Consider the following 22,855-nt stretch of genomic DNA (forward strand, 5'->3'; position numbering starts at 1 on the left):
TGCCCATCACCGAGCAACGCATTTACTTTGCATTTTCGATGTTAGGGTTGGCTCTTTCTATTGCCCTATTTCTAAGATATTTCAAATCGCTCAACCATTCCTCCAAAGGCACAACAGGGTAGTTCATTATGTCAACTGGACACAACAGCGAGGGGGTGGTGCCCCCATAACACTTGCCGAAAGGCCTCGAATGCGAACCATTTTCGTGTATAAAAAATGTGAGTACTCCTGCGGGGAAGTGCTTCTTGGCGGCTAGTAGAGCATTTTTTATAATGTCTGAGATCCGTTGGCCGTATTCTACGGTTTTTGCGTAGTCGGTTATTTTACCCTTGTGTATTACGCTATTTCGAAAGGAGCTTTGATTTGTTGTAAGTATGTCTGCAGTTGAGCCTGTTGTTAGAGTATATACAGATACGAATGCCCCAAGCTGTCGTTCTGATTGATTTGAGATAGGTGACCAAAAAGCGTCTACTTCATCTTTTGTGTGGCCTTTTTCGTAAAGCGAAGATTTAATGAAAAGTTCGTAAAAGCGTTCGAGGCTTGAGCTGAATGAAGATATCGCCTCTCTGTGATAGCCATCTATTATCGCGTTACAGGCGATTTCAAATAATGTCTCGTATTTTGAGCATCCATTTACAAAATATGTAATGTGACCATGGTCGCATTTTATTTCGTAATCTTGAGTGTCTTGAACATTTAATAAATAGTATTTTGAGGGGGTCTCGAACGAGCATTCCTTGCAGAAAACTGAGATTTTCATTTTGCTTCCGAGTCGGCCTTTAGATTTAATGTTTTGAGTTTTCTAGACTCTAACCCATGAGGAACCCCAAAAACTATCGGTTTTGTTTTCCCGCATTTTTGGGGCATCAGTCCAGCCCATATCAACGCACAAGCTTGACTCCACAGCCCCTGCCGGGATACAGGCCCGGATTGGAGTTTTTATTGACTTGACCTGATAGGCGCGGTAACTCTTTGCACGATCTGGGCAGATCGTCACCATCGATCACATTAGGCTTATGCAGTGAATGGGCATGATCGAGCAGTGCCTTGTGGTGAGTATCAGGTGCGGTAAGCAACGCGGCTTCGTCACGCAGTGAATCGTTTCACTTCGCAAGAGCGGCTACCTTCTTGGTAGACGGTCCGATATGTTCCTGGATCATCATTGGCACCCTCAGTTTTATGCAGATAACTGTATGTGCATACAAACAAGGTCAGTTGGCGAGTATTCCAATAATCGTCCTATAAAGCGCTGACCAATCCCACCAGGTGCTGCGCACGAAATCGTGGGGTCGAAGAAAAAAACCGAAGAAAAAGCACTTATCCCCCTCCCGCCGACGGGCTTTGTATACTTTTTTTGTGCAAATTCAGATGTAGCGCAAACGAACCTGCAGCCCAGGCGGGCCGTGGGACCCTGCAGGCGATCGACCATTTCACAAAATGCAAAGTTTTGAAAGAAAGTGCAGCGCGGTTGCACTGCGGCGCTCGGGTCGGTCGCGGAGGGGGTGACGGTGAAGTGCCCGGTTTCATTGGGCGAAAACTTTGAAAGCTTAGGTTTCGATGGGTTTTCCTATTCTGTACCGCTCCCTCATGTGCGTAATTTGATCCAGTCGGGAGCTATGGTGGAATGCCTGAGAGTAAAAGCGTGCGGGGCTCTTCGGGCATTCGGTAATTTTCATTGGTTAGCGTATGTAGTTTCTCCCTCGCACTCACGGTGCCTACCATTTCGCTTAGTAAGCATCTCTTGGATGCTTTTTGATCTGAAGCCATGGATAAGCGTTAGTACGGAGGGTAGAAGGACCATGGACTCTTGCTAGGTAGTTGTGCGAGCCATCGACAATTCTCGAAGGTCCGAAACCGATATTCTTCAAACCCATGTTCAATCTCAAAGAGAGAAATCAGAAGAGAGAAACTCAGTATGGTCCCTCCGATCGTCTGGAAGTTTGTGGAGCCGTGAAGGGACTGATTCCTCCAACCATAAATCAGATCGAACGGATCTTGGCTTGCATCCAGGGTAGTGAGACGCTCGCAAAAGCGGTCCAAAAGATTTTTTAGCTTTGGGCTGGCAACGACTGTGCTGTGCAGAAATAGTAAGTCTCGCAAGCTACTGCATTGGCGATTACGAAATGGTCCGTTTGGATCGTACTCTCTTGGATTGCCTTGTTTGTTCGGAACCGAAAATGCAGAGACCACTCGACCGTCGAAGGCAACATAAGCTGCACATGCCCGCTTAAGTACTGCTTCAAGTAGAGGGAAAGCCAGATGGGCGAGAATTAAACTGGATTGTTTAATAAGTAGTTTCGCATGGTGGGGTTGCAAGTCTTCTATACGATTCTGCTCTTCCCATTCCTCCTCTGTCTCCGTTGGTTTACTACAGAAAGCCAGCGCAGCGTGGATAGATGCTGCGTAGAGAGAGTGTATTTCGGATTGCGCTGCTGGGAAGTGGCGGGAGCGAGAATTCAAAAGGAGCTCTCCACACCATGACCATAGAGCGTAGTGGTCATCATTTACGATCGTACTGAACCCAGGGAGAAGGAGCACTTTAGAAAGGCCTATTAGCGCTGCGCACAATTCTTCGTGATTGAGTTCATGAAATACGACACCGTTCGCCAAAAGTCGGAATCTCTCCGTCTCTGGTCCGATCCGCATCCCACCTTCGGGAGGAGTTGATGCGGCGAACCAGTTGTCACAGAGCTTCTCAATATATGCTGCAGTTGGGTTTGGCATAGATTGACTTCACTCTCCATAGGAACCGAATGGCGCATTGGGGGATAACGCTCGGAGCCGAACAGCACCCACCGCTTGAGAGGCGGTGTGAGCAAAGGAAGGACGAAGAGTTTTTTCTCCATGACGACAATTCCCTTTGCATTCGTTGTGCTTGGCAGACTTCGAGAATAGCGTGGGACGCTGAGAAAAAACAATCGAGTAGCAATGGTAGTCCTACGGTTGGGTGACACGGCGAACGCATTTTTGCGACCGTTTTCAGGTTGTCATTCCGGGCTATGAAGGTGGCGAGCAAAAGTAGATTCAGACGAAAATTTATTTTAGAGGGAAGGGGGCTATGTGAAAAGAGCGATATCAGCCATACGGGGTCGGCAACTGGGCTGGAGACTCCGGTTTTACTGGGCTTTCGGTATTACAAGAGAAGGTAATATGAAGCGATATGAAAAGTAATATTTCTGCCAAGCCCCCGGTTTCACTGGGTTTTATAGAATAGAAATATAGCTTTATAGAAAGGTAATACTATTGCCCTCTTATCGCTAAAATATCGCCTTTTGAAAAAATCGCTGAAGGCATTGATCTACAAGGTCTGTAGCCGTTTTTCGGGATGGATATTACTAATATTGCTCTTTTTCAGCCCCCCCATGGATTTTAGGATTTCAACGCCTACAGGAGCCGCTTCGGGCTCTTAACATCGACGTGGTCGTCAGTCAATAACCTGCAAAGCCGTTTGAAAAGGATCTGATTAATGGAAAACATGGCACCGGCGTTTATTGCATTTAAGGTTGCTGTATTAGTAGGGTTCTGCAGCCATTTTGTAGCTGAGGACTACCGTAGGTTTAGAGACGGACAGGCAATAGCAGCAGTACTGGCGGGTGAACTCGGCTCGATAATGATGTCGCTTCCAGGGCTGCGGCCAAGCCTTGTCGAGATGAAAGTCATGCTAGATAGGGTTTCATGCCGGTAGGCGTGGAATAGTGTTCGGTCGTCAGGAAGACGATGGGGGGGCAAAAAAGGCCGAGTGACTTTTCGAGTGACTCTGTCACTCACGGTTCAGCACTGTTGGGCATCGTTGCAGCGAGCGCCAAGCGCGAAGCCTTGAAATTAGCGGCCTGTAGAGATACAAGCGTGCATGGGGTGCTAGGGGTCGAGTGTTCGAATCACTCCGTCCCGACCATATTTTTCAATGACTTAGCCCAACTCTAGCCAGTTGGGCTTTTTCATTGGTGGGGAGTTTTTCGGGACTTCATCCAGTTTTCCTCTTCAAGATCGTCAGCACCGGCCGCCGCGAGTCAGTTGCTGATACCCTATTTGCAGCCTCAATCAGATGCCCGAGCTCAGCGCCCGAGTAACCGCGTCATGGCTAGCCGACTCCTATGAAGGCGTGAGTGAGAAAAGCTGAAAGCTGCGCAAGGCAGCCTTCAGCTATAAACCATGTGTACTGGGCAATAGTGACGCAGAGCAGAACGCCTACCAGATTGGTAAGGTGTAGCTGACGATCAAACGGTTTTCATCCAGATCGCTGCCAAAGTTGGTCGAACGCACAGTCGCGTTGCGCCATTTCACCCCGACGTTTTTCAGCGGGCCGCTTTGCACAACGTAACCGATGTCGGTATCGCGTTCCCATTCCTTGCCTTCCGGGCGGTTGCCGCCCAGATCGATATTGTCGCCGGTGAGGTAGCGGGTCATGAAGGTCAGGCCAGGTACCCCGATGGCCGCGAAGTTGTAGTCGTAGCGAACCTGCCAGGACTTTTCGTCCTTGCTGGCGAAGTCGCCGATCTGCACGAAGTTCACCAGGAACGCGTCGGTGCCGTTGACGTAGGCGTAGCCGGTATCGCCGCTCATGCCCTGGTAACCCAGGCCCAACGCATGCCCGTCGACGCTGTAGGTGAACATCGCGCCGATGGCATTGTTATCGACATTGCTGCCACCGTCGTCCGTGGAGCGGGCGAAGCGCAGATCGGTCTTCAGCGACTGGCCGATTGTGACCGGCAACACGTAGGTCAGGTTGACCAGGTGCTGGCTGTAGAAGTTGTCGAGGTGACCGTAGCTGTAGCCGGTGGCGAGGTTGCTGGTCCATTTGTAGTTCAGGCTGGCGAAATCGAAGCTGTCGCTGTCGACATGACGTGTGGTGATGCCTTTGGCGCCGGTGCGGGTGATGCCCATGTCTTCGTAATTCGAGGAGTCGCGCTGATTGACCTGCGTCAGTCGCCCGGCATCCACCGTCATGCCTTCAATCTCCAGCGATGTCAGCTGACCTCCCTCGAACGTTTGTGGCAGCAGCCGTGAATCGTTGGCCAAGATCGTCGGCAGTTTAGGCATCAGCGTGCCGAGTTTCAGCGCACTTTTGGAGACGCGCAGTTTAGCGGTAAGGCCCAGTTCGCCATACTCGTCCTGGGAACCATTGCGGGGGTTGCTGTGGCGTTTGAGCAGGCCGGAACCCGCGCGATCGGGGCTGGAATCAAGCTTGACGCCCTCAAGGCCCAGGGCATCGAAACCCACGCCAATCAAACCTTCGGTGTATCCCGACTCATAGCGCAGCAGGAAACCCTGTGCCCATTCCTCTTGCCTGGATTGGGGAGCATTGGTCTGACGATAATCTCGGTTGAAGTAGAAGTTGCGCAGTTCAAGGCTGGCCTTGCTGTCCTTGATAAAGTCAGCAGCAGCCGGGGCTGAAAGACTGATGACACCACCCGTGAGCAGGATTCGGGAGGCGAGATTGCGGGTGCTGCGGTCCATGGTGAAGCTCCTTTGTTTTTATTTTTGGAATCATGGGGCTGCCACTGGGCGACTGGGCGCGATGTCCGTGGGGCAGTAGGTGTGAAGCAGCCCTCGCCAGAGGGGCGAGAGCTAATGGATAAAAAAACGCCAACGCCGAAAGAGAGGAGTTTTTTGACGCGGCGTCGACTTAATCGTTAGAACTGTTCCGCGCTCAGGCCATACAACGAGGCACTGCCGGCCCGAATGGATTGTTCCAGGCTCAAAATGCGTGGTAGCAAGCGCTGGATGTAAAAGTCGGCGGTGGCGATTTTCGCATCGTAGAAATCTTCGTCTTCGGTGCGTTTTTGCCGGGCAACCTGAGCCATACGCGCCCAGAGCCAGGCGTAGGCGACGTAACCGAAAAGGTGCAAATACTCCACCGAGGCAGCGCCGACTTCATTGCGGTTGGTTGCCGCCCGATCCTGCAGCCAGTCGCCGATGTCCTCCAGCCGCTGCACGGCATCGAGCAGCTGCGTGGCATAGGGTGCATCGGGCTCAGCGGCGAAACGGCGAATCTCGCCGGTGAACTGGCGAAGCACGACGCCTTTATCGGCGAGCACTTTGCGTCCGAGCAGGTCCAATGCCTGGATGCCATTGGTGCCTTCGTAGATCTGTGCAATTCGCACATCACGGACCAATTGTTCCTGGCCCCATTCGCGGATGTAGCCATGGCCGCCAAAAACCTGCTGGCCATTGATGCAGCTTTCCAGGCCGGTGTCGGTAAAAAACGCCTTGGCCACCGGCGTCAGCAGCGCAACCAGGTCCTGCGCACTGTCGCGCTCGCTGGCATCGTTGGAAAACTTCGACAGGTCCAGTTGTTGCCCGACATAACTGGCGAATGCGCGGCCGCCCTCGGTCATGGCTTTCATGCCGAGCAGCATACGCCGCACATCCGGGTGAACGATGATCGGGTCGGCCAGTTTGTCCGGGGTCACGGCACCGGTGGGCGCCCGACTCTGAATGCGTTCGCGAGCGTAGGCGACGGCGCTCTGGTAGGACGCCTCGGCGCAGCCGATGCCCTGAATGCCGATGGACAGGCGTTCGTAATTCATCATGGTGAACATCGCCGCCAAGCCTTTGTTCTCCTCACCGACCAGCCAGCCACTGGCGCCGTCGAAGTTCATCACGCAGGTGGCCGAGGCCTTGATGCCCATCTTGTGTTCGATCGAACCACAACTCACGGCGTTGGCAGCACCGAGGGAGCCGTCGGCATTGACCAACACTTTAGGTACGACAAACAGCGAAATGCCTTTCGGACCAGCAGGCGCGTTCGGCAGTTTGGCCAGTACCAGATGCACGATGTTTTCGGTCAGGTCCTGATCGCCCCCGGTGATGAAAATCTTGCTGCCGGTGATCTTGTAGCTGCCGTCAGCCTCAGGTTCGGCGCGGGTGCGGATTAGCCCGAGGTCGGTGCCGGCATGGGCCTCGGTCAGGCACATGGAGCCGGCCCAGCGGCCTTCATACATCGGTGGCAGATAGATTTTTTTCAGGGTGTCGCTGGCGTGGGCATCCAGCGCCAGGCAGGCACCGGAGCTCAACGCCGAATACAGAGCAAAACTTGAGTTGGCGCCGTAGAGCATCTCTTCGAACTGCACGGCGAGCATTTTCGGCATGCCCATACCACCGAACCCGGCATTGCCGGACAGTCCCACCCAACCGCCTTCGATGTAGGTAGCGTAAGCCTGTTTGAAACCGGTGGGGGTGGTGACCCGACCCTCATGCCACTGCGCGCCTTCTTCGTCGCCGCTGCGATTGAGGGGCGCAATCAGGTGCGAGGTGACTTTTGCCGCCTCCTCAAGAATGGCGTCCGCCGTATCGGTATCGATGCTGTCGGCCAAGGCCGGCAGGCGCGCCCACATGGCCGGGGCATCGAACACTTCGTGCAGCACAAAGCGCATGTCGCGTAGCGGAGCTTTGAATTCGGGCATAACGTGAACCTCGTTGGGACAGTTGTGTCACGGGCACAGCGCCGCACAGGCGGGCCGTGCCCCTTCAGTCAATGGCTGGAAGCGGCGGCAGCGCCGAGGCCGGTCTGAGCTCGAACGAATTGGTCGGCGTAGGCGTCACGCTCCTTGTCGGCGCGCGCACTGCGGTCGAGCCTGGACACGACGACGATCACCAGGAAGGCCAGCGGCATGGAGAACAGCGCTGGATGGTCGTACGGGAAGATCGCTTGCGCATGACCGAGTACGGTCACCCAGACAGGTGGCGACAGGATCACCAGTGCCAGTGCGCAGATCAGGCCGGCAAAACCGCCCAGGATCGCGCCTTTGGTCGTCAGGCCTTTCCAGTACATGGCCATGATCAGCACCGGGAAGTTGGTCGAAGCGGCGATGCCGAACGTCAGGCCCACCAGAATGGCGACGTTCATCTTCTCGAACACAATGCCCAGCACAATCGCGATGACGCCCAGGCCCACAGTGGCCATGCGGGTCACGCGCATTTCCTGCTTCTCGTTGGCGGTGCCTTTCTTGTATACGGTGGCGTAAAGGTCATGGGAAATCGCCGAAGCACCGGCCAGCGCCAGGCCGGACACCACTGCAAGGATGGTTGCGAACGCTACAGCGGCGAGGAAACCGAAGAAGAGATTGCCGCCGACAGCTTTGGCCAGGTGCATGGCAACCATGTTGCCGCCACCAATCAGGGCGCCGCCGACTTCGCCATTGACGTAGTACTGCGGATCGGTGCCTATGATCACCATCGAGACAAAACCCAGGGTGCAGACTACGAGGAAGAAGAAACCGATGAAACCGGTGGCGTAGAACACCGACTTGCGGGCTTCCTTGGCGCTCGGCACGGTGAAGAAGCGCATCAGGATGTGCGGCAGTCCGGCAATCCCGAACACCAGGCCCAGCGACATCGACACGGTGTTTATCGGGTTGGCGAGCAGTGAGCCCGGGCCCATGATGTTCCAGCCGCTGGCGTGAACCTTGACGGCTTTGTCGGCCAGGGTTTCATAGCTGAAACCGAACTGCGACATGGCCATGACCGCGAGGGTGGTGCCGCCGACGAGCAGCAGCACAGCCTTGATGATCTGGACCCAGGTGGTGGCGATCATTCCGCCGAAGATCACGTAGATCAGCATCAGCGCGCCAACGATCATCACCGCAACCGGGTAGTCGAGGCCGAACAGCAATTTGATCAGTTGGCCGGCACCGACCATCTGCACGATCAGGTAGCAGCACACCACCGTCAGCGAGCCGAAGGCTGCGAAGATCCGCACCTTGTTCTGGTCCAGTCGATAGGAAACGATGTCGGCGAAGGTATAGCGCCCGAGGTTGCGCAGACGCTCGGCCATCAGGAAGGTAATGATGGGCCAGCCAACGAAGAAGCCGATGGTATAGATGAAGCCATCGTAACCTTTGGCGAATACCAGGCTGGAAAGCCCCAGCAGGGTAGCTGCGGACATATAGTCGCCGGCAATCGCCAGGCCATTCTGAAACCCGGTGATACCACCGCCCGCCGTGTAAAAGTCCGAGGTGGATTTGGTTTGGCGCGCGGCCCACCAGGTGATGGCCAGCGTGCCGAGGACGAACACGAAGAACATGCCGATCGCATTCATATTCAGTGGTTGCTTTTCCACCGCGCCCATCGTCGGCGCGGCGAGCGCAATGGAGGCTGGCAGCAGGCCGGTAGCGGCGAGGATCAGTTTACGCAACAGAGTCATCACTTGCTCTCCTCGATAATGGCTGCGCCCAGGGCGTCAAAACGGGTATTGGCGCTGTAGACATACCAACCGGTCAGTAACCAGGAAAACACGATGATTGCCGCGCCAACCGGCATACCCAAGGTCAACATCCGATGTTCGCCCAGCGGTGCATGCAGCCACTGCGGGGCAAACGCCACCACGAGCATGAACAGGTAATAAGTGCCCGATACAACGGCGCTCAACGTCCAGGCCAGGCGTGAACGGCTGCTCACCAGCTGAAGGAATTTCGGATTGCGCCGAATGCGTTCGCAACGTTGGGTATCGGTTGAATGGATGTCGATCATCGGTAGCTCCACATTGTTTTTGTTGTCGTTGTGTAGGGCAGGGCACTGCCGAATTCGGCCTGCACGAACCCGCAGCAGCAGGTAAAACACCTGCTGCTTGATGGATGCAATGTCAGATGGGGTTAGAGCGCCTTGGCCCGGTCGCGCAACACGTACTTCTGGATCTTGCCTGTGGAAGTCTTCGGCAAGAGCGTGAAAACCACTGTTCGCGGTACCTTGAATCCGGCCAGATGCTCACGGCAGAAACTGATGATGTCGGCCTCGCGAACGTCCTGGTGATCAGCCTTCAAGGTGACGAAGGCGCAGGGCGTTTCGCCCCATTTCTCATCGGGACGGGCGACCACGGCTGCTTCCATCACACCCGGGTGGCGATAGAGCACGCCTTCGAGTTCGATGGTGGAGATGTTCTCGCCGCCCGAGATGATGATGTCCTTGAGCCGGTCCTTGATTTCGACGTAACCGTCGGGATGCCAGACGGCCAGGTCACCGGTGTGGAACCAGCCGCCCTCGAACGCTTCGGCAGTGGCGGTCGGGTTCTTCAGGTAACCCTTCATGACAGTGTTGCCGCGCAGGAAGATCTCTCCGATGGTCTGGCCGTCGCGCGGGGTTGGCTCCAGCGTTGTGCTATCGCCGACCATCACGCCTTCCAGCGTCGGGTAGCGCACGCCCTGTCGCGATTTGATTTGCGCCCGCTTCTCCAGAGAAAACTCATCCCATTCGGCGTGCCAGGCGCAGACCGTCACCGGGCCATAGGTTTCGGTCAGGCCAAACACGTGAGTGACCTTGATGCCCATCTCTTCGACGGCACCGATCACTTTGGCCGGTGGCGCAGCGCCCGCAACCAGGGCGTTGACCGGGTGATCGATGGCCGCTTTGGCTGATTCGGGCATGTTCACCAGTGCATTGAGCACGATCGGCGCACCGCACAGGTGAGTGACCTGATGCTCGCGGATCAGTGTGAGGATTTTCTGTGGATCGACCCGGCGCAGGAATACGTGCACACCTGCCAGGGCGGTGATGGTCCATGGGTAGCACCAGCCATTGCAATGGAACATCGGCAGGGTCCAGAGGTACACCGGATGGTTGCCTATGGCCCAGGTCATCTGGTTGCCCAATGCGCTCAGGTAAGCGCCGCGATGGTGGTAGACCACGCCCTTGGGGTTGCCGGTGGTGCCTGACGTGTAATTCAGCGAAATGGCTTGCCACTCGTCGACCGGCCATTGCCAGTCGAATGCCGGGTCGCCTTCGGCCAACAGCGCTTCGTAGTCCAGGTCGCTCGCGGCCTGACCTTCACCGTATTCCGGGTCATTGACGTCGATCACCAGAGGCGGGTGATCGAGCATGCCAAGCGCCGCCTGGATCACATCATGGAACTCGCGGTCGGTAATCAACACCTTGGCCTCGCCATGCTGCAGCATGAAGGCGATCGCCTCGGCATCGAGGCGGACGTTGAGCGGGTTGAGCACGGCACCGATCATCGGCACACCGAAATGCACTTCAAGCATCTCGGGAATGTTGGGCAGCATCACCGCGACCGTGTCGTCCTTGCCGATACCGCGACCGGCCAGCGCCGAGGCCAGACGTCGGCAACGGGTGTAGGTCTGCGCCCAGGTGCGACGAATCGAACCGTGGATAACGGCGGTGTGATCAGGATAAGTGCTAGCGGTGCGCTCGATGAAACTGAGCGGAGACAAGGCTATGTGGTTCACAGCCGAAGGGCCTAGGCCCTGGTCATAGATAGACATGTGCGGGTACTCGATGGCTGATTGTTAGCTCTATGGTTGACCTCGCCGAGGCCACCTTCAAAGTCCGGATTACCTTATATAACATTCTGCTGTGAATATGGAAGTACAACCTATGTTATATAGTATATATACTATATTTTATTCTTTTGACTCCAAATCGCCGCCGCCAGCCCTCCAAGGCTGGTATATGCTTGGTTTCCCTGACGAAGTGGACCCGCAATGATCCTGACTCCCGTTCGATTGCACAGTTGGTTGCGCCTGCAGCGCGAGGGCGTGTCTCTGGCCGCCCGGGCCGATGCGTTGTGTCGGGCGCTGCAGGATTGTCCCGAGGTGCAGCGGGCGGTTTACCTGAGTTGGCAGCCCAATGCGCGGATCTACAGCCATGAGGGCACCGCCCAGCATTTTCCGCCGGGACTTGGCGATCCGGCGCTGGCCAGCGACCAGTTGCTTTTCGAGCATCTGGTCGAGGCAGGGCGCCTGGACCTGTCTCAAGTCCGTCAACTCGATTGCTGGTTGTCCGGCCGGTTGCGGCGGGCCGCGATCAGCCATGGCCAGGTATTCGATCTGGCCTTGCAGCCGGGGCAGCCGGGGTTGTTGCTGGTGCAGGTGTGCGAGGGCGTGAGTCTCGATTGGCTGGGCTGGGTGCAGGATTTGCTGACGACGCTGCTGAGCAGCGTCAACGGCATGCTGCGTGGTTCGCCGCTGCTGGGCCACGATCCACAACCGAGCCTGTTGCTCGATGCACAAGGTCGACCGCTGGAGTTCAACGCGGCACTGATGGCACTGCTCGCCGAGAAGTCGCTGACCGATGTGTTGGGTTTTTTACCGGTCAATCATCGGGTGCTGGTGCGTGCCTGCCTGGACCAGCAACGCGCCATCGAAGGCGTCGAGGCTCAGTTTGAAGCGCAGATCCTGATCTGGACGTTCATCCCCGACCCCCAGGACAACCGAGTGCTCGCCCGTTGCCGCGACGCCACGGCCCAAGTGCTTGCGGAGCGTGAAGCGGCCACCGCACGGCGGCTGTACCGGCTGATCATCGAAAACACGACCGACCTGATTTCCCGTCACACGCCGGATGGGCACGTTATCGATGCGTCCCCGGCATCCTGGACCTTGCTTGGTTACTGGCCCGAAGAGTTGCGCGGGCAATTGGCCCAGGGCCTGTTTCATGGCCAGGATCTGGCCGGTCTGGTGCAGCGCGCGCGTGATGCGCTGGAGCAGGATGGCTATCACACCATGACTTATCGCATCCGCCATCGCGACGGCCATTACCTGTGGTTCGAAACTGCCAGCCGGGCGATCCGGGAAACCTACACCGGGACGGTGGTAGAAGTCGTCAGCGTATCCCGGGACATCACCGCCCGAGTGCAGGCCGAGGAGAACAAGCGACGCCTGGCCGAAGTGGTCGAGGCCAACATCGATCCGGTGTTGTTCATCGCCCCCGAGGGCCAGGTCACTTACCTCAATCCAGCCGCGCGCCGGATCCTCGGGATTGATGAGCAACAACCCATGCCGTCCCTGGCCGCGTTGTTCGCCAGCGGCGACCTTGCGCGTCTGCAACGCGATGGCTGGCAGAGCGCCGAGCGCGACGGTGTCTGGAGCACCGATGCGCGGTTGCAACCACCGGGTGGCGGCACATCGGTGCCGGTGTCGCTGGTACTGCTGGCGCACCGTTCCGCCGGGGGCGAGCGATATTACTCATTGGTCGCGCGCGACATGACTGAACGCGAGCTGCGGGAAGAGCAACAGCGCCGTCATCAGGATGAGCTGGCACACACCGCACGGTTGGTTACCCTCGGTGAACTGGCCTCGGGGATCGCCCACGAAATCAACCAGCCGCTGGCTGCCGTGGTCAATTATGCGAATGCGAGCCAGCGCTATCTACAGACACTGGATTCCAATCCCCAGGCCGCTGCCAGAGTGACCCAGGGCCTGGAACGCATTACCCATCACGCCACCCACGCCTCCGAAGTGATCCGGCGTTTGCGCTCCTTTTTGCGCAAGGGACAGCGGCGCATGCAGGCGCTGAACTTGACTGACGTCGCCCGCGAAGCCGTGCGCTTGTGTGCCTGGGAGGCGAGTAATTGCCAAGTGACAATCGAGGATCGACTGCCGGATAATCTGCCACCCGTTTATGCCGACCGCGTGTTGCTGGAACAGGTTCTGCTCAATTTGTTGCGCAATGCCATCGACGCCAACCGTGAGCAACATCCCGGGCTACCTTCGCAGATCGTGATGACCGTGGAGCAGGGCAGTGGCGCCTGCGTGGAAATCCGTGTGCGAGACCAGGGGCCAGGCGTCAGCGAGCCGGAACTGGAACAGATATTTACCCCGTTCTACACCAGCAAGGCCGATGGTCTGGGGCTCGGTCTGTCCATGAGCCGCAGCATTATCGAAGGTTTCGGTGGCGAACTGAATGCCCGGCGTCAGCCCGTCGGGCTGCTGATGTGTTGCCGCTTGCCGCTGGCCGGCCCGACAAAACAACAACAATAGGAATCAGGTAATGGCAGGTGTAACGGAGCAGGTTGTGTACGTGGTCGATGATGACCAGGGCATGCTCGAATCGACGGTCTGGTTGTTGGAGTCGGTCGGCCTCAAGGCTTTGCCGTTTACCAGTGGCGTCGCGTTCCTCGATGCCTGCGATGCAAGCCTCGATGCCTGCGTGTTGCTCGACGTGCGCATGCCCGGTATGGGCGGCTTGAACGTGCAGGAGGAAATGCGTGTGCGCCAACTGAACCTGCCGATCATCTTCGTCAGCGGGCATGCGGATGTGCCGATCGTAGTGCGCGCGTTCAAGGCCGGTGCCCATGACTTTATCGAGAAGCCCTACAACGAGCAGCTGTTGCTGGACAGCGTGCAACAGGCGCTCAGCAACTGTGCCGCCAACCGTTCGGGCAACCAGGGTCACGAAGCCTTGCAGGCGCGCTTGCTGAGCATGACCCCGCGCGAGCGCGATGTCATGTTACCGCTGGTGCAGGGGTACACCACCCGCGAAATCGCGGAGCAACTGGGCGTGAGCGCAAAAACCGTTGATCTGTATCGCGCGCGCGTCATGAAACGCATGCAGGCCAACACGTTGCCGGAACTGGTGGGCATGGCCATCGCGGCGCAGATGGTCGATCCGCTGAAGTTGCGTTGATCCCTCGCTCTTTATATTTCCAATGTTGTCGTCCACTTCATCATGGTCCTCGCGGAATGACGTTGACTGGCAAGCGGTGTTTACCGGCTCACAGTGACCGTCCGCTACTGGCCGAGGCTGTGTAAAAACACTTTCGTGCAGATGCGGCAATCAAAGTCGGCGCGAAAAACACGCTCCTACGCAACATCCAGTTCAGCCCGTAGAGTCCAGATTGTTTTGGTACACCATTTTCCCTCCAAGAGGCACAGTAGGGTGACATGAGATCCTGGCGAACAGTTCTGGCACTTGCCCTGCACTGACCGCCGCGCCTGTATCGCCTATGGCTGACTCAACTACGCTTTAAGTGAAGGCTGAAGACTGCCGAACCCGCTCCTGGGAGGGTCCCGTGAACAGTCACTGGTGGCGCCGCCTGCTTTTGGTAATGATGCTGGTCTGGCTACCGACGGTTTCGACGACGGTGTCGGCTGCGGGCAGTGTCGTGATTCTGACCGTCAACGATGCTATTGGTCCGGCCAGTGCCGACTACGTGGAACGCGGCTTGATACGTGCGGTGACCGAGGGCGCACAGTTGGTGGTCATCAACCTCGACACCCCCGGCGGGCTGGACACTTCGATGCGCTCGATCATCAAGGCGATTCTGGCCAGCCCCCTGCCAGTGGCCAGTTTCGTTGCCCCTAGTGGCGCACGCGCGGCCAGCGCCGGCACCTATATTTTGTATGCCAGCCACATTGCCGCCATGACCCCGGGTACCAACCTGGGCGCCGCTACGCCGGTGCAGATCGGCGGCCTACCCGGGACCGCACCCGAACCACCTCGCTCACCCACCACTGACAAGAATTCTCCGCCTGAGCTACGAGACACCATGACTCGAAAACAGATCAACGATGCGGCGGCTTACATCCGTGGTCTTGCGCAATTGCGCGGACGCAATGCCGACTGGGCCGAACAAGCGGTACGTGAATCGCTCAGCTTGTCGGCCGACGAAGCGCTCAAACTCAAGGTGGTCGATTATGTGGCCAATGACGTGGCAGACCTGCTCAAGCAACTGGACGGTAAGAACCTGAATGTCGCCGGTCAAACGTTGAGGCTGAGCACCGCCGGGGCTACGCTCATCGACCAAGCGCCTGATTGGCGCACACAACTGTTGGTGGTGATCACAAACCCCAGCGTGGCATTGCTGCTGATCATGTTCGGGGTCTATGGCCTGATATTCGAATTCATGAGCCCGGGATCAGGCGTCGGAGGGGTACTCGGTGGCATCTGCCTGTTGCTGGGGCTGTATGCCCTGCAACTGTTGCCCGTGAATTACGCCGGGGTCGGACTGATTCTGCTGGGGATCGCCTTCATGATCGCCGAGGCGTTTCTACCGAGTTTCGGTGTAATCGGTTTGGGTGGGGTGGTTGCCTTTGTAGTCGGCGCAGTGATTTTGATGGACACCGATGTACCGGGTTTCGGCATTCCGTTGGCGCTGATCATCAGCATGGCACTGATCAGCGCCCTGTTGCTGATGACTCTGGTCGGCATGGCGCTCAAGGCCCGACGCCGTGCCCTGGTCAGCGGCGATGCGGGCTTGGTCGGCAGCCTGGCTACGGTGACGGGGCTGCTGCCGGGTCTGCCGATGAGCGGCTGGGTGCAACTGCAGGGCGAAAAATGGCAAGTGCGGAGCCGCTCGCCCCTGCACCTGGGCCAACAGGTCCGGGTGGTGGCGCGCACGGGTTTGATGCTGGAGGTCATTGCATCGGATGAAACGCCACCGCGAGGAGGTTGATCCATGTTCGTCGAATTGGGTTTTGGCGCGCTGCCAGCCCTGCTCCTTGTGTTGGTGTTCTCGGCCGTCCGGATTCTGCGCGAATACGAGCGCGGGGGCGGGGATTACCAGGCTGTCGGTGATTACGGAGAAGCAAGAGACGTTGAAGTCTCTCGAGTTTTTACATAATAGGGGGGAGTATGGTCCGTCTCCCGGCGGAGAAGAGAAATAAGTCGGTACTGGTTAGATCGTTTATTTCTTTCAGTTATGTAAAAAGATTTAAGTTGCGTATCCAAAGCCGATGAAACGGCGTGATGGCTTTAAAGAGAACCGTTCTCCGGGGCCGAGAACAAGATCGGCCGTTCCTTTATTTCAGGCATGACTTCATCCTTGCCGCTATAGCGGCTATGCATTAGAGATGAGAGGGAGGTATCGTCTACCCCGGACAAACAGGCGCTGCGACGTGGTTGTTTGAGCTCTGTCACTCAATATTAAGGATTGATCTTGTGTCGAACTCAGTGACTATTAAGAGAAGGGTATTGTTCGGCGACTGTGATCCGGAGGGGATTGTCTATACACCCAGGTTTTCGTATTTCGTTGTCGAGGCCATTCATGATGCCCTTACGGTCTGGCTTTCCGGTCCCGGATTAAGAACCCTGCTAGGTTTTAACCTACTGCCTCCAGCAAGGGCCTTCTCGCTAGAGTTTCTTCATCCGGTCACTTGGGATGACGAACTTTCCATGAAGGTAAGTGTTTCCAGTATTGGGCTTCACTCGTTCACATTTCTAGTCGAGGGTAATGTAGCGCCAGATGTCATGGCATTTACTTCTAGCCTTACACACGTTTGCATCTCGCCGGTCACCAGGGAAGTGATTGAGGTTCCAGAGCAACTGAGGGCGCTGCTCCAGTCTTGAGCGTTGTAGTCGCTCGGACGAGATAGAGCTGGGCAGGCGACTGTCTTGCGCTCCACAGCCATCCAGGGAACATTGGCTGGCTGAGGTAGATCTGCTTCATGCGGCAGCCTGCTGATCCCGCGATCCAGGCAGTTCAATACGTAGTCCCAGCCGCAGTTGGTGACGAACTCCGCGACGGTGCGCGGCCCCATGCCGCCCCGGTTTTCTCCAGGGCTCGCTTCGATATGACCGGGTGAGTTGTCACTGGTCTGGGTGCGGTCTGTTTGCGCTGTCAGTGATTGATTGGAGCTGACGGGTCAGCACCTGGCAGCAATGCCTCAATGAGCTTATGAAGTTGTCGACCAGCGGCGAATAGGGGCGGTGCTGCGGGCGAACAACACTGACGGTGTACGGAATGGAAAGTGACAGCCCGCGAATTTTCAGCCCAAGTTTGGCGTAGGCCAGTGCTGTGAGCGGGTTGATGATTGCAATGCCGACCCCTAGGGCCACCGTCGCGCAGACTGCCGCTGCGCTGTGCGTTTCAACCACCAACTGTCTGTTGATTCCGAGGCTGTCGAAAAAACTGTCGATCTTGTTGCGATAGGGGTCGTTGGTTGCCAGAGAAATAAAGTGTTCGCCTTCAAAGTCCTCGGGGAACAGGACGGCTTTTTCACACAGTCGGTGGTCGGTGGGCAAGATGCAGACAATGTCCGACGTGAAGATGGTCTCCAGGTCTGTGCCGCGAGGGGCAATAGTGTCCTCGATAAGCCCCAGATCAAAGCGCTGTGAAGAAAGCCACTCGTTGAGCAGGGGAGAGTCCTGGGGAGTGATGCTGACTCCCACGCCGGGGTATTGATCGAGGAAATGTTTGCAGACAGAGGGCGCCATGGCCTGGGAGAAAGCAGGCAGGCAAACGATGGTGATCTGCCCGTGCCTGTACTGGCGAATGGCGTCAGCCGCTTTGGCTATCCGCTCAAGGCCAAAATAAGCCCTTTTGACTTCGTCGAAGAGCATCAGCGCTTGTTCGGTCGGGATCAATTTGGCATTGGCGCGTTTGAACAACGTCAACTGGGTCACCGACTCAAGCCTGCCCAGTTCTCGGCTGATTGTCGGCTGTGAGGTGCGCAGCAGGGCTGCGGCGGCTGTCGCGCTACCTGTCGTCATGACCGCCCAGAATATCTCGATATGCCTGAAGTTCAGCGTTGCCATGGCGATCCTTGCCTCGGTGATGGGGAGGGTTTGACCATATCAGATATGAATCGATTATGAGTAAATTGATATTTTTAATCTGAATGTACGTTGCAGATAATAGCCAGCAAGCAAGTTCAGCACTTAAGCAAATGCTCTGGATTATTGGTGCTTATTTGTGCGAGAGCGGCAGGTTGAATTGAATTGGCGACGCCTCGCCGCATGACTGACATTAAAAAACATGCAATGACTATTTTACTGCCGGGTTTTTCAGAGAGGTTCGAATGGACGGTTTCAGCTACAAACAAGGTGTTCTGCATGCCGAAGGGGTGAACCTGGACAGCCTGGCTGAAAAGTTGGGTACACCCTTGTTTGTTTATTCATTGAGTACCTTGGCGTCGCACTTGCAAAGCATGCGCGATGCTTTTTTTCTGATTGACCCGCTGATTTGTTTTTCAGTCAAAAGCTGCAGCAACTTGAGCATCCTGAAGTTTCTGGTGGAGCACGGCGCGGGTCTGGACGTCGTCAGTGGTGGCGAAATCTATCGAGCCCTGCTGGCCGGTGCTCGCCCCGAAACCATTGTATTTGCCGGGGTGGGCAAGTCTGCGCAAGAAATCAAATATGCACTGGAGGCAGGCGTCTATCAGTTCAATGTCGAGTCTGAGGGGGAACTGGCAAGGATCGATGCTATTGCGGGTCAGTGCGGCTGCAGGGCCAGGGTTTCTATTCGGATCAATCCCGACGTTGCTGACCGTGATACCCCACAAAAAACATCTACAGGTGGACGCCAAACCAAATTCGGCATTCCGGTGACGCGTTCGGCGCGGCTTTACGCAAAGGGTTTGTACAGCAACGTCGACGTTGTCGGAATCCATGCGCACATTGGCTCGCCTATCCATGACAGCGCTTCTTACCTGGCTTGCATTGAGGTCATCGAGACGTTGTTGGATGAGGTGGAACAGGCGGGCGGCACAGTCGATACGATCAATATCGGTGGTGGTTTTCCAGCCATATACGAGGCCTCCCATTCCGATAGCATTTCGTTGCAGGAAATGGGCCGCGTCATTTCTCACCGGCTTAAGGGACTCAAGGCGCGCGGCCTGCGGTTCGTGATCGAACCCGGTCGCTCGATCAGCGCCAATGCCGGCGTGTTGCTGACCGGCGTCGAATACATCAAGGATGGCTGGGACCGTCAGATTGTCATTGTCGATGCCGGCATGAACATCTTGCTCAGACCTACACTGTACGGTGCCCACCATGCCATGTGGCCGATCCGATACGGCCATTTCAATGGGCACTGGACGCACGCGACCAATCCTTCGCAACCCTGGCCAGACGGGGCATTGTCGCCGGTGGATGTGGTTGGGCCGATTTGTGAAACAGGGGATTTTTTCGCGTTGTCGCGTCCGCTGCCGACGCTTTCGGAACATGACACCCTGGCCATTTTTTCAGCGGGTGCCTACGCGATGAGCATGGCCAGCCAGTACAACTCGAAAGTTCGTCCGGCTGAAGTGGTGGTCATGGGCGAGCACTATCAAGTCGTGCGCCAGAGAGAGCGCTACGAGGATCTCGTTGCCCGGGAAATGGACGGCATTGAAACAGTCAAGTCTGATGCTGAAAGTTTGAAGCTGGTTAAGTAATACAAGGGATGCGAGCGAAGATCTATCGGATCGATGATGTCTTGCCGTCGATGAGCCGCGTGGTGGAAAAAATTGAGGGTCAGTTCAGGCAAGTTTGTCTCCAAGGCTCCTGCGAGCAACACATCCAGCTCGCCCTTGGTAGTGACGAACACTTAGGGGTCGATATCTGACACGCCTTGATGATTCCTGACGCCGACAATCGGGTGAATTCCTGACACCTTTGATGCGGCGCGGAGATCGACGATGGCTATCAGTGTTTTTGACTTGTTCAAGATGGGTGTCGGCCCCTCCATCTCCCATACCGTCGGCCCGATGCGTGCCGGGGCTTTGTTTGTTGAGTATCTTGACCAACGGGGGAGTGGAACATGCTGCAATTGACCGAGTCTGGCCGGCCACAACCGCCGATGCTGCGTATTGGTTTCTGGTTGATGGAAGCCTTCGATTTGTATGGCCTTGCCAATGCGCTGGAGCCATTGCGCCAGGCCAATCAGTTGGCGGGGTGCAATGTTTGCCAATGGCAAATGCTTAGCCTGGACGGACAGCAACTGAACGCCAGCAACGGCATCGCAACCGCCACCGCACGACTGGATCAGGCACAAACGTTCGATGTATTAATCCTCTGCGGTGGGGATAACCTGCAACTTCAAACTGAAAATCCAGACTTGCTCCAGCAGCTGAACCACTGGGCGAGGCAACCGATCAGCCTGGGGGCGTTGGGTAAGGCCGGTTGGCTACTGGCGCAGATTGGCGCGCTGGATGGTTTCCGCTGCAGCTTGCCGCAGCCCACCCCATCACTGACCTTTGCTGCTTTGCGCGAGTTGACGCCGGTAGCAGCACCGTTCTGTGTCGATCGCCAACGTCTGACCTGCGTCGGCCCGCAGGCCGTTCAAGGGTTGATGCACGAGCTTCTCGCCCGGACCCACGGTCGTGGTCTGATACTGCGGATGGAAAAACATGCAGCACGCCAGGCCCGGCCGCTACTTCCCTTGCATGACGCCCCGGAAAAACTTCAAGCAACACTGGCATTGATGAACGAGCACTTGCGCCGAACGCTGGGTATCGACGAACTGGCCGACACCATGGGCATTTCCCGGCGACATCTGGAACGGCTGTTCAAGCGCAGTCTGGGTTGTTCGCCGTCCCGACACTACCTGGACTTGCGGCTGCAACAGGCGCGCCAGTTGTTGCGGGCCGGTGAACATTCCTTGTCAGATGTCGCCGGGGAGTGCGGTTTCGTCTCGGTGCAACATTTCTCGCGCTGCTATCGCCAATACTTCGGAGCACACCCTCGCGATCATATGGGCGCGAGCTTGCTCACGAAGGCGCAGAATCAGCGGGTAGCAATGTTGAACGCACCGGCCACATCGCGAGCAAGCACGCTCGCGCACTGACTGCGTTGTCCTTTGCCAATGCCCCCGCCAAGCGGCTTTTACCGCGCTTGCCGGGGGCATTTTTGTTTCTGCCGGGGGCTCGGCAACCACATTCGCAAACAGCGGGTATGACCAACTACAGGTCGGATTCGCACAAAAAACCTCACCTTGCATCTGTTCGAATGATCTTCAGCGGCTCGCCAGATTGGCGCCTTCTGTTGCTCAAACAATGACAAGGATAAATGACATGCAAATGCCGAAAACCATCCAGATCAAGAACGGCGAAAAAGTGAATCCGACGTTCTCGGCTCAGGAATATGCCAACCGCCAGGCCAAATTGCGGGCTTATCTGGCGCAGAACAATATCGACGCGGCAGTCTTCACGTCTTATCACAACATCAACTACTACAGCGATTTCCTGTACTGCTCCTTCGGGCGTCAGTACGCGCTGGTCGTGACCCAGGACAGCGCCGTGACCATCAGCGCCAACATCGATGGCGGTCAGCCATGGCGCCGTACCGTCGGCACTGAAAACATCGTCTACACCGACTGGCAGCGCGACAACTACTTCGTCGCGATCCAGCAGGCCTTGCCCAAGGCCGGGCGCATCGGCATCGAGTTCGATCATCTGAACTTGCTCAATCGCGACAAACTCGCCAGCCGCTATCCGCAGGCTGAGCTGGTGGATATCGCCGCACCGTGCATGCGTATGCGCATGATCAAGTCCGCCGAAGAACACGCGATCATTCGCCATGGCGCGCGCATCGCGGACATCGGCGGTGCGGCCATCGTCGAAGCCTTGCGTGATCAGGTGCCAGAATACGAAGTTGCCCTGCATGCCACTCAGGCGATGGTGCGCGAAATTGCCCGCACTTTCCCGGATTCCGAACTGATGGACACCTGGACCTGGTTCCAGTCCGGTATCAACACCGATGGTGCACATAACCCGGTCACGTCGCGCAAGGTCAACAAGGGTGACATCCTCAGCCTTAACTGCTTCCCGATGATTGCCGGTTACTACACCGCACTGGAACGTACCTTGTTCCTGGACCACTGCTCCGATGAGCATCTGCGCTTATGGGAAGTTAACGTCAAAGTGCACGAGGCGGGTCTGAAGCTGATCAAGCCAGGCATGCGCTGCTGCGATATCGCGCTGCAACTGAACGAGATTTTCCTGGAACACGATCTGCTGCAATACCGCACCTTCGGCTACGGCCACTCCTTCGGTACGCTGAGCCATTACTACGGGCGCGAAGCCGGGCTGGAATTGCGCGAAGACATCGACACGGTGCTGGAGCCAGGGATGGTGGTGTCCATTGAACCGATGATCATGCTGCCCGAGGGCCTTCCGGGTGCCGGCGGGTATCGTGAACACGACATCCTGATTGTCAACGAACAGGGTGGGGAAAACATCACCAAGTTCCCGTATGGCCCGGAACACAACATCATCAAGAAGTAAGATCCCGCGCCGCACAGTGAACCTGTGCGGCGTTTTGCTTTGACGAGTGGCGAAAAATCTTCCCGGTGGCTGAGATAAACCGGAACAAAACAATGCATGCGCACTAAATAGCGCGCAGCATTTACCGAGCCTTGACCCTGCCAAGTAAAACAATAGAGGGTTTTGTCATGTTCTACGCCTCGACTCTTCGTTTCGATCACCAC

Annotated in this window: 15 protein-coding genes and 3 pseudogenes; 10 read left to right on the forward strand and 8 right to left on the reverse strand. The window is 56.6% G+C overall.

All coding sequences use genetic code 11. The features are described from left to right. Nucleotides 1-22: 22 nt before the first annotated feature. Nucleotides 23-760 carry a hypothetical protein gene (locus KGA83_RS27220; protein ID WP_223531297.1) on the reverse strand — a complete coding sequence of 246 codons (738 nt, stop codon included), beginning with the start codon at nt 758-760 and terminating at the stop codon, nt 23-25. A gap of 2,706 nt (nt 761-3,466) precedes the next feature. Between KGA83_RS27220 and KGA83_RS27225 the strand changes: the two genes are divergently transcribed. After that, complete coding sequence (locus tag KGA83_RS27225) at nt 3,467-3,685, forward strand: hypothetical protein (RefSeq protein ID WP_223531298.1); 219 nt, start codon at nt 3,467-3,469, stop codon at nt 3,683-3,685. Nucleotides 3,686-3,964: 279 nt separating this feature from the next. Here KGA83_RS27225 and KGA83_RS27230 read toward each other — a convergent pair. The 6 genes and pseudogenes from KGA83_RS27230 to KGA83_RS27255 form a co-directional block, all read right to left on the reverse strand. Continuing rightward, nucleotides 3,965-4,069, reverse strand: a pseudogene (locus KGA83_RS27230) (integrase); the annotation flags it as partial. A 119-nt stretch (nt 4,070-4,188) separates the two neighbouring features. Beyond that, nucleotides 4,189-5,457, reverse strand: coding sequence for an OprD family porin (locus KGA83_RS27235; protein ID WP_223531299.1), 1,269 nt, complete (start codon nt 5,455-5,457; stop codon nt 4,189-4,191). A 176-nt stretch (nt 5,458-5,633) separates the two neighbouring features. Further along, nucleotides 5,634-7,406: an acyl-CoA dehydrogenase C-terminal domain-containing protein gene (locus KGA83_RS27240; RefSeq protein WP_108217680.1), complete on the reverse strand. Its 1,773-nt coding sequence runs from the start codon at nt 7,404-7,406 to the stop codon at nt 5,634-5,636. Between the two features lie 68 nt (nt 7,407-7,474). Further along, nucleotides 7,475-9,145: a cation acetate symporter gene (locus KGA83_RS27245; protein WP_108217679.1), complete on the reverse strand. Its 1,671-nt coding sequence runs from the start codon at nt 9,143-9,145 to the stop codon at nt 7,475-7,477. Next, nucleotides 9,145-9,471, reverse strand: a complete 327-nt coding sequence (locus KGA83_RS27250; RefSeq protein WP_223531300.1) for a DUF485 domain-containing protein — start codon at nt 9,469-9,471, stop codon at nt 9,145-9,147. Before KGA83_RS27250 ends, KGA83_RS27245 begins: the two co-directional genes overlap by 1 nt. A 122-nt stretch (nt 9,472-9,593) precedes the next feature. After that, nucleotides 9,594-11,216 carry an acyl-CoA synthetase gene (locus KGA83_RS27255; RefSeq protein ID WP_223531301.1) on the reverse strand — a complete coding sequence of 541 codons (1,623 nt, stop codon included), beginning with the start codon at nt 11,214-11,216 and terminating at the stop codon, nt 9,594-9,596. 219 nt (nt 11,217-11,435) lie between these two features. On the opposite strand from KGA83_RS27255, the gene KGA83_RS27260 reads away from it, so the two are divergent. From KGA83_RS27260 to KGA83_RS27280, 5 genes and pseudogenes are all read left to right on the forward strand, one after another. Continuing rightward, nucleotides 11,436-13,709, forward strand: a complete 2,274-nt coding sequence (locus KGA83_RS27260; protein ID WP_223531302.1) for a PAS domain S-box protein — start codon at nt 11,436-11,438, stop codon at nt 13,707-13,709. A 10-nt stretch (nt 13,710-13,719) separates the two neighbouring features. Further along, nucleotides 13,720-14,355, forward strand: a complete 636-nt coding sequence (locus tag KGA83_RS27265) for a response regulator transcription factor (protein ID WP_108217675.1) — start codon at nt 13,720-13,722, stop codon at nt 14,353-14,355. A 385-nt stretch (nt 14,356-14,740) separates the two neighbouring features. After that, nucleotides 14,741-16,123, forward strand: a complete 1,383-nt coding sequence (locus tag KGA83_RS27270) for an NfeD family protein (protein WP_411741926.1) — start codon at nt 14,741-14,743, stop codon at nt 16,121-16,123. A gap of 3 nt (nt 16,124-16,126) precedes the next feature. Then, nucleotides 16,127-16,219 (forward strand): annotated as a pseudogene (locus KGA83_RS27275) (slipin family protein); the annotation flags it as partial. 389 nt (nt 16,220-16,608) lie between these two features. Beyond that, nucleotides 16,609-17,016, forward strand: coding sequence for an acyl-CoA thioesterase (locus KGA83_RS27280; RefSeq protein WP_223531303.1), 408 nt, complete (start codon nt 16,609-16,611; stop codon nt 17,014-17,016). A gap of 240 nt (nt 17,017-17,256) precedes the next feature. Here KGA83_RS27280 and KGA83_RS27285 read toward each other — a convergent pair whose 3' ends face one another. After that, on the reverse strand, nt 17,257-18,204 hold the full coding sequence (locus KGA83_RS27285; protein ID WP_223531304.1) for a LysR family transcriptional regulator: 948 nt from the start codon (nt 18,202-18,204) through the stop codon (nt 17,257-17,259). Between the two features lie 263 nt (nt 18,205-18,467). Between KGA83_RS27285 and lysA the strand changes: the two genes are divergently transcribed. The 4 genes and pseudogenes from lysA to KGA83_RS27305 all read left to right on the forward strand — a co-directional run bounded on the left by lysA (nt 18,468) and on the right by KGA83_RS27305 (nt 22,652). Further along, nucleotides 18,468-19,823: a diaminopimelate decarboxylase gene (gene lysA / locus KGA83_RS27290; RefSeq protein WP_223531305.1), complete on the forward strand. Its 1,356-nt coding sequence runs from the start codon at nt 18,468-18,470 to the stop codon at nt 19,821-19,823. A 243-nt stretch (nt 19,824-20,066) separates the two neighbouring features. After that, a pseudogene (locus tag KGA83_RS27295) lies at nt 20,067-20,177 on the forward strand (serine dehydratase beta chain); the annotation flags it as partial. Nucleotides 20,178-20,188: 11 nt separating this feature from the next. Beyond that, nucleotides 20,189-21,214, forward strand: coding sequence for a GlxA family transcriptional regulator (locus KGA83_RS27300; RefSeq protein ID WP_223531306.1), 1,026 nt, complete (start codon nt 20,189-20,191; stop codon nt 21,212-21,214). 226 nt (nt 21,215-21,440) lie between these two features. Beyond that, on the forward strand, nt 21,441-22,652 hold the full coding sequence (locus tag KGA83_RS27305; protein ID WP_108217669.1) for a M24 family metallopeptidase: 1,212 nt from the start codon (nt 21,441-21,443) through the stop codon (nt 22,650-22,652). The last annotated feature ends 203 nt before the right edge of the window (nt 22,653-22,855 follow it).

It is taken from the genome of Pseudomonas sp. GL-R-19 (genome assembly GCF_019956375.1).
Classification (GTDB): Bacteria; Pseudomonadota; Gammaproteobacteria; order Pseudomonadales; family Pseudomonadaceae; genus Aquipseudomonas.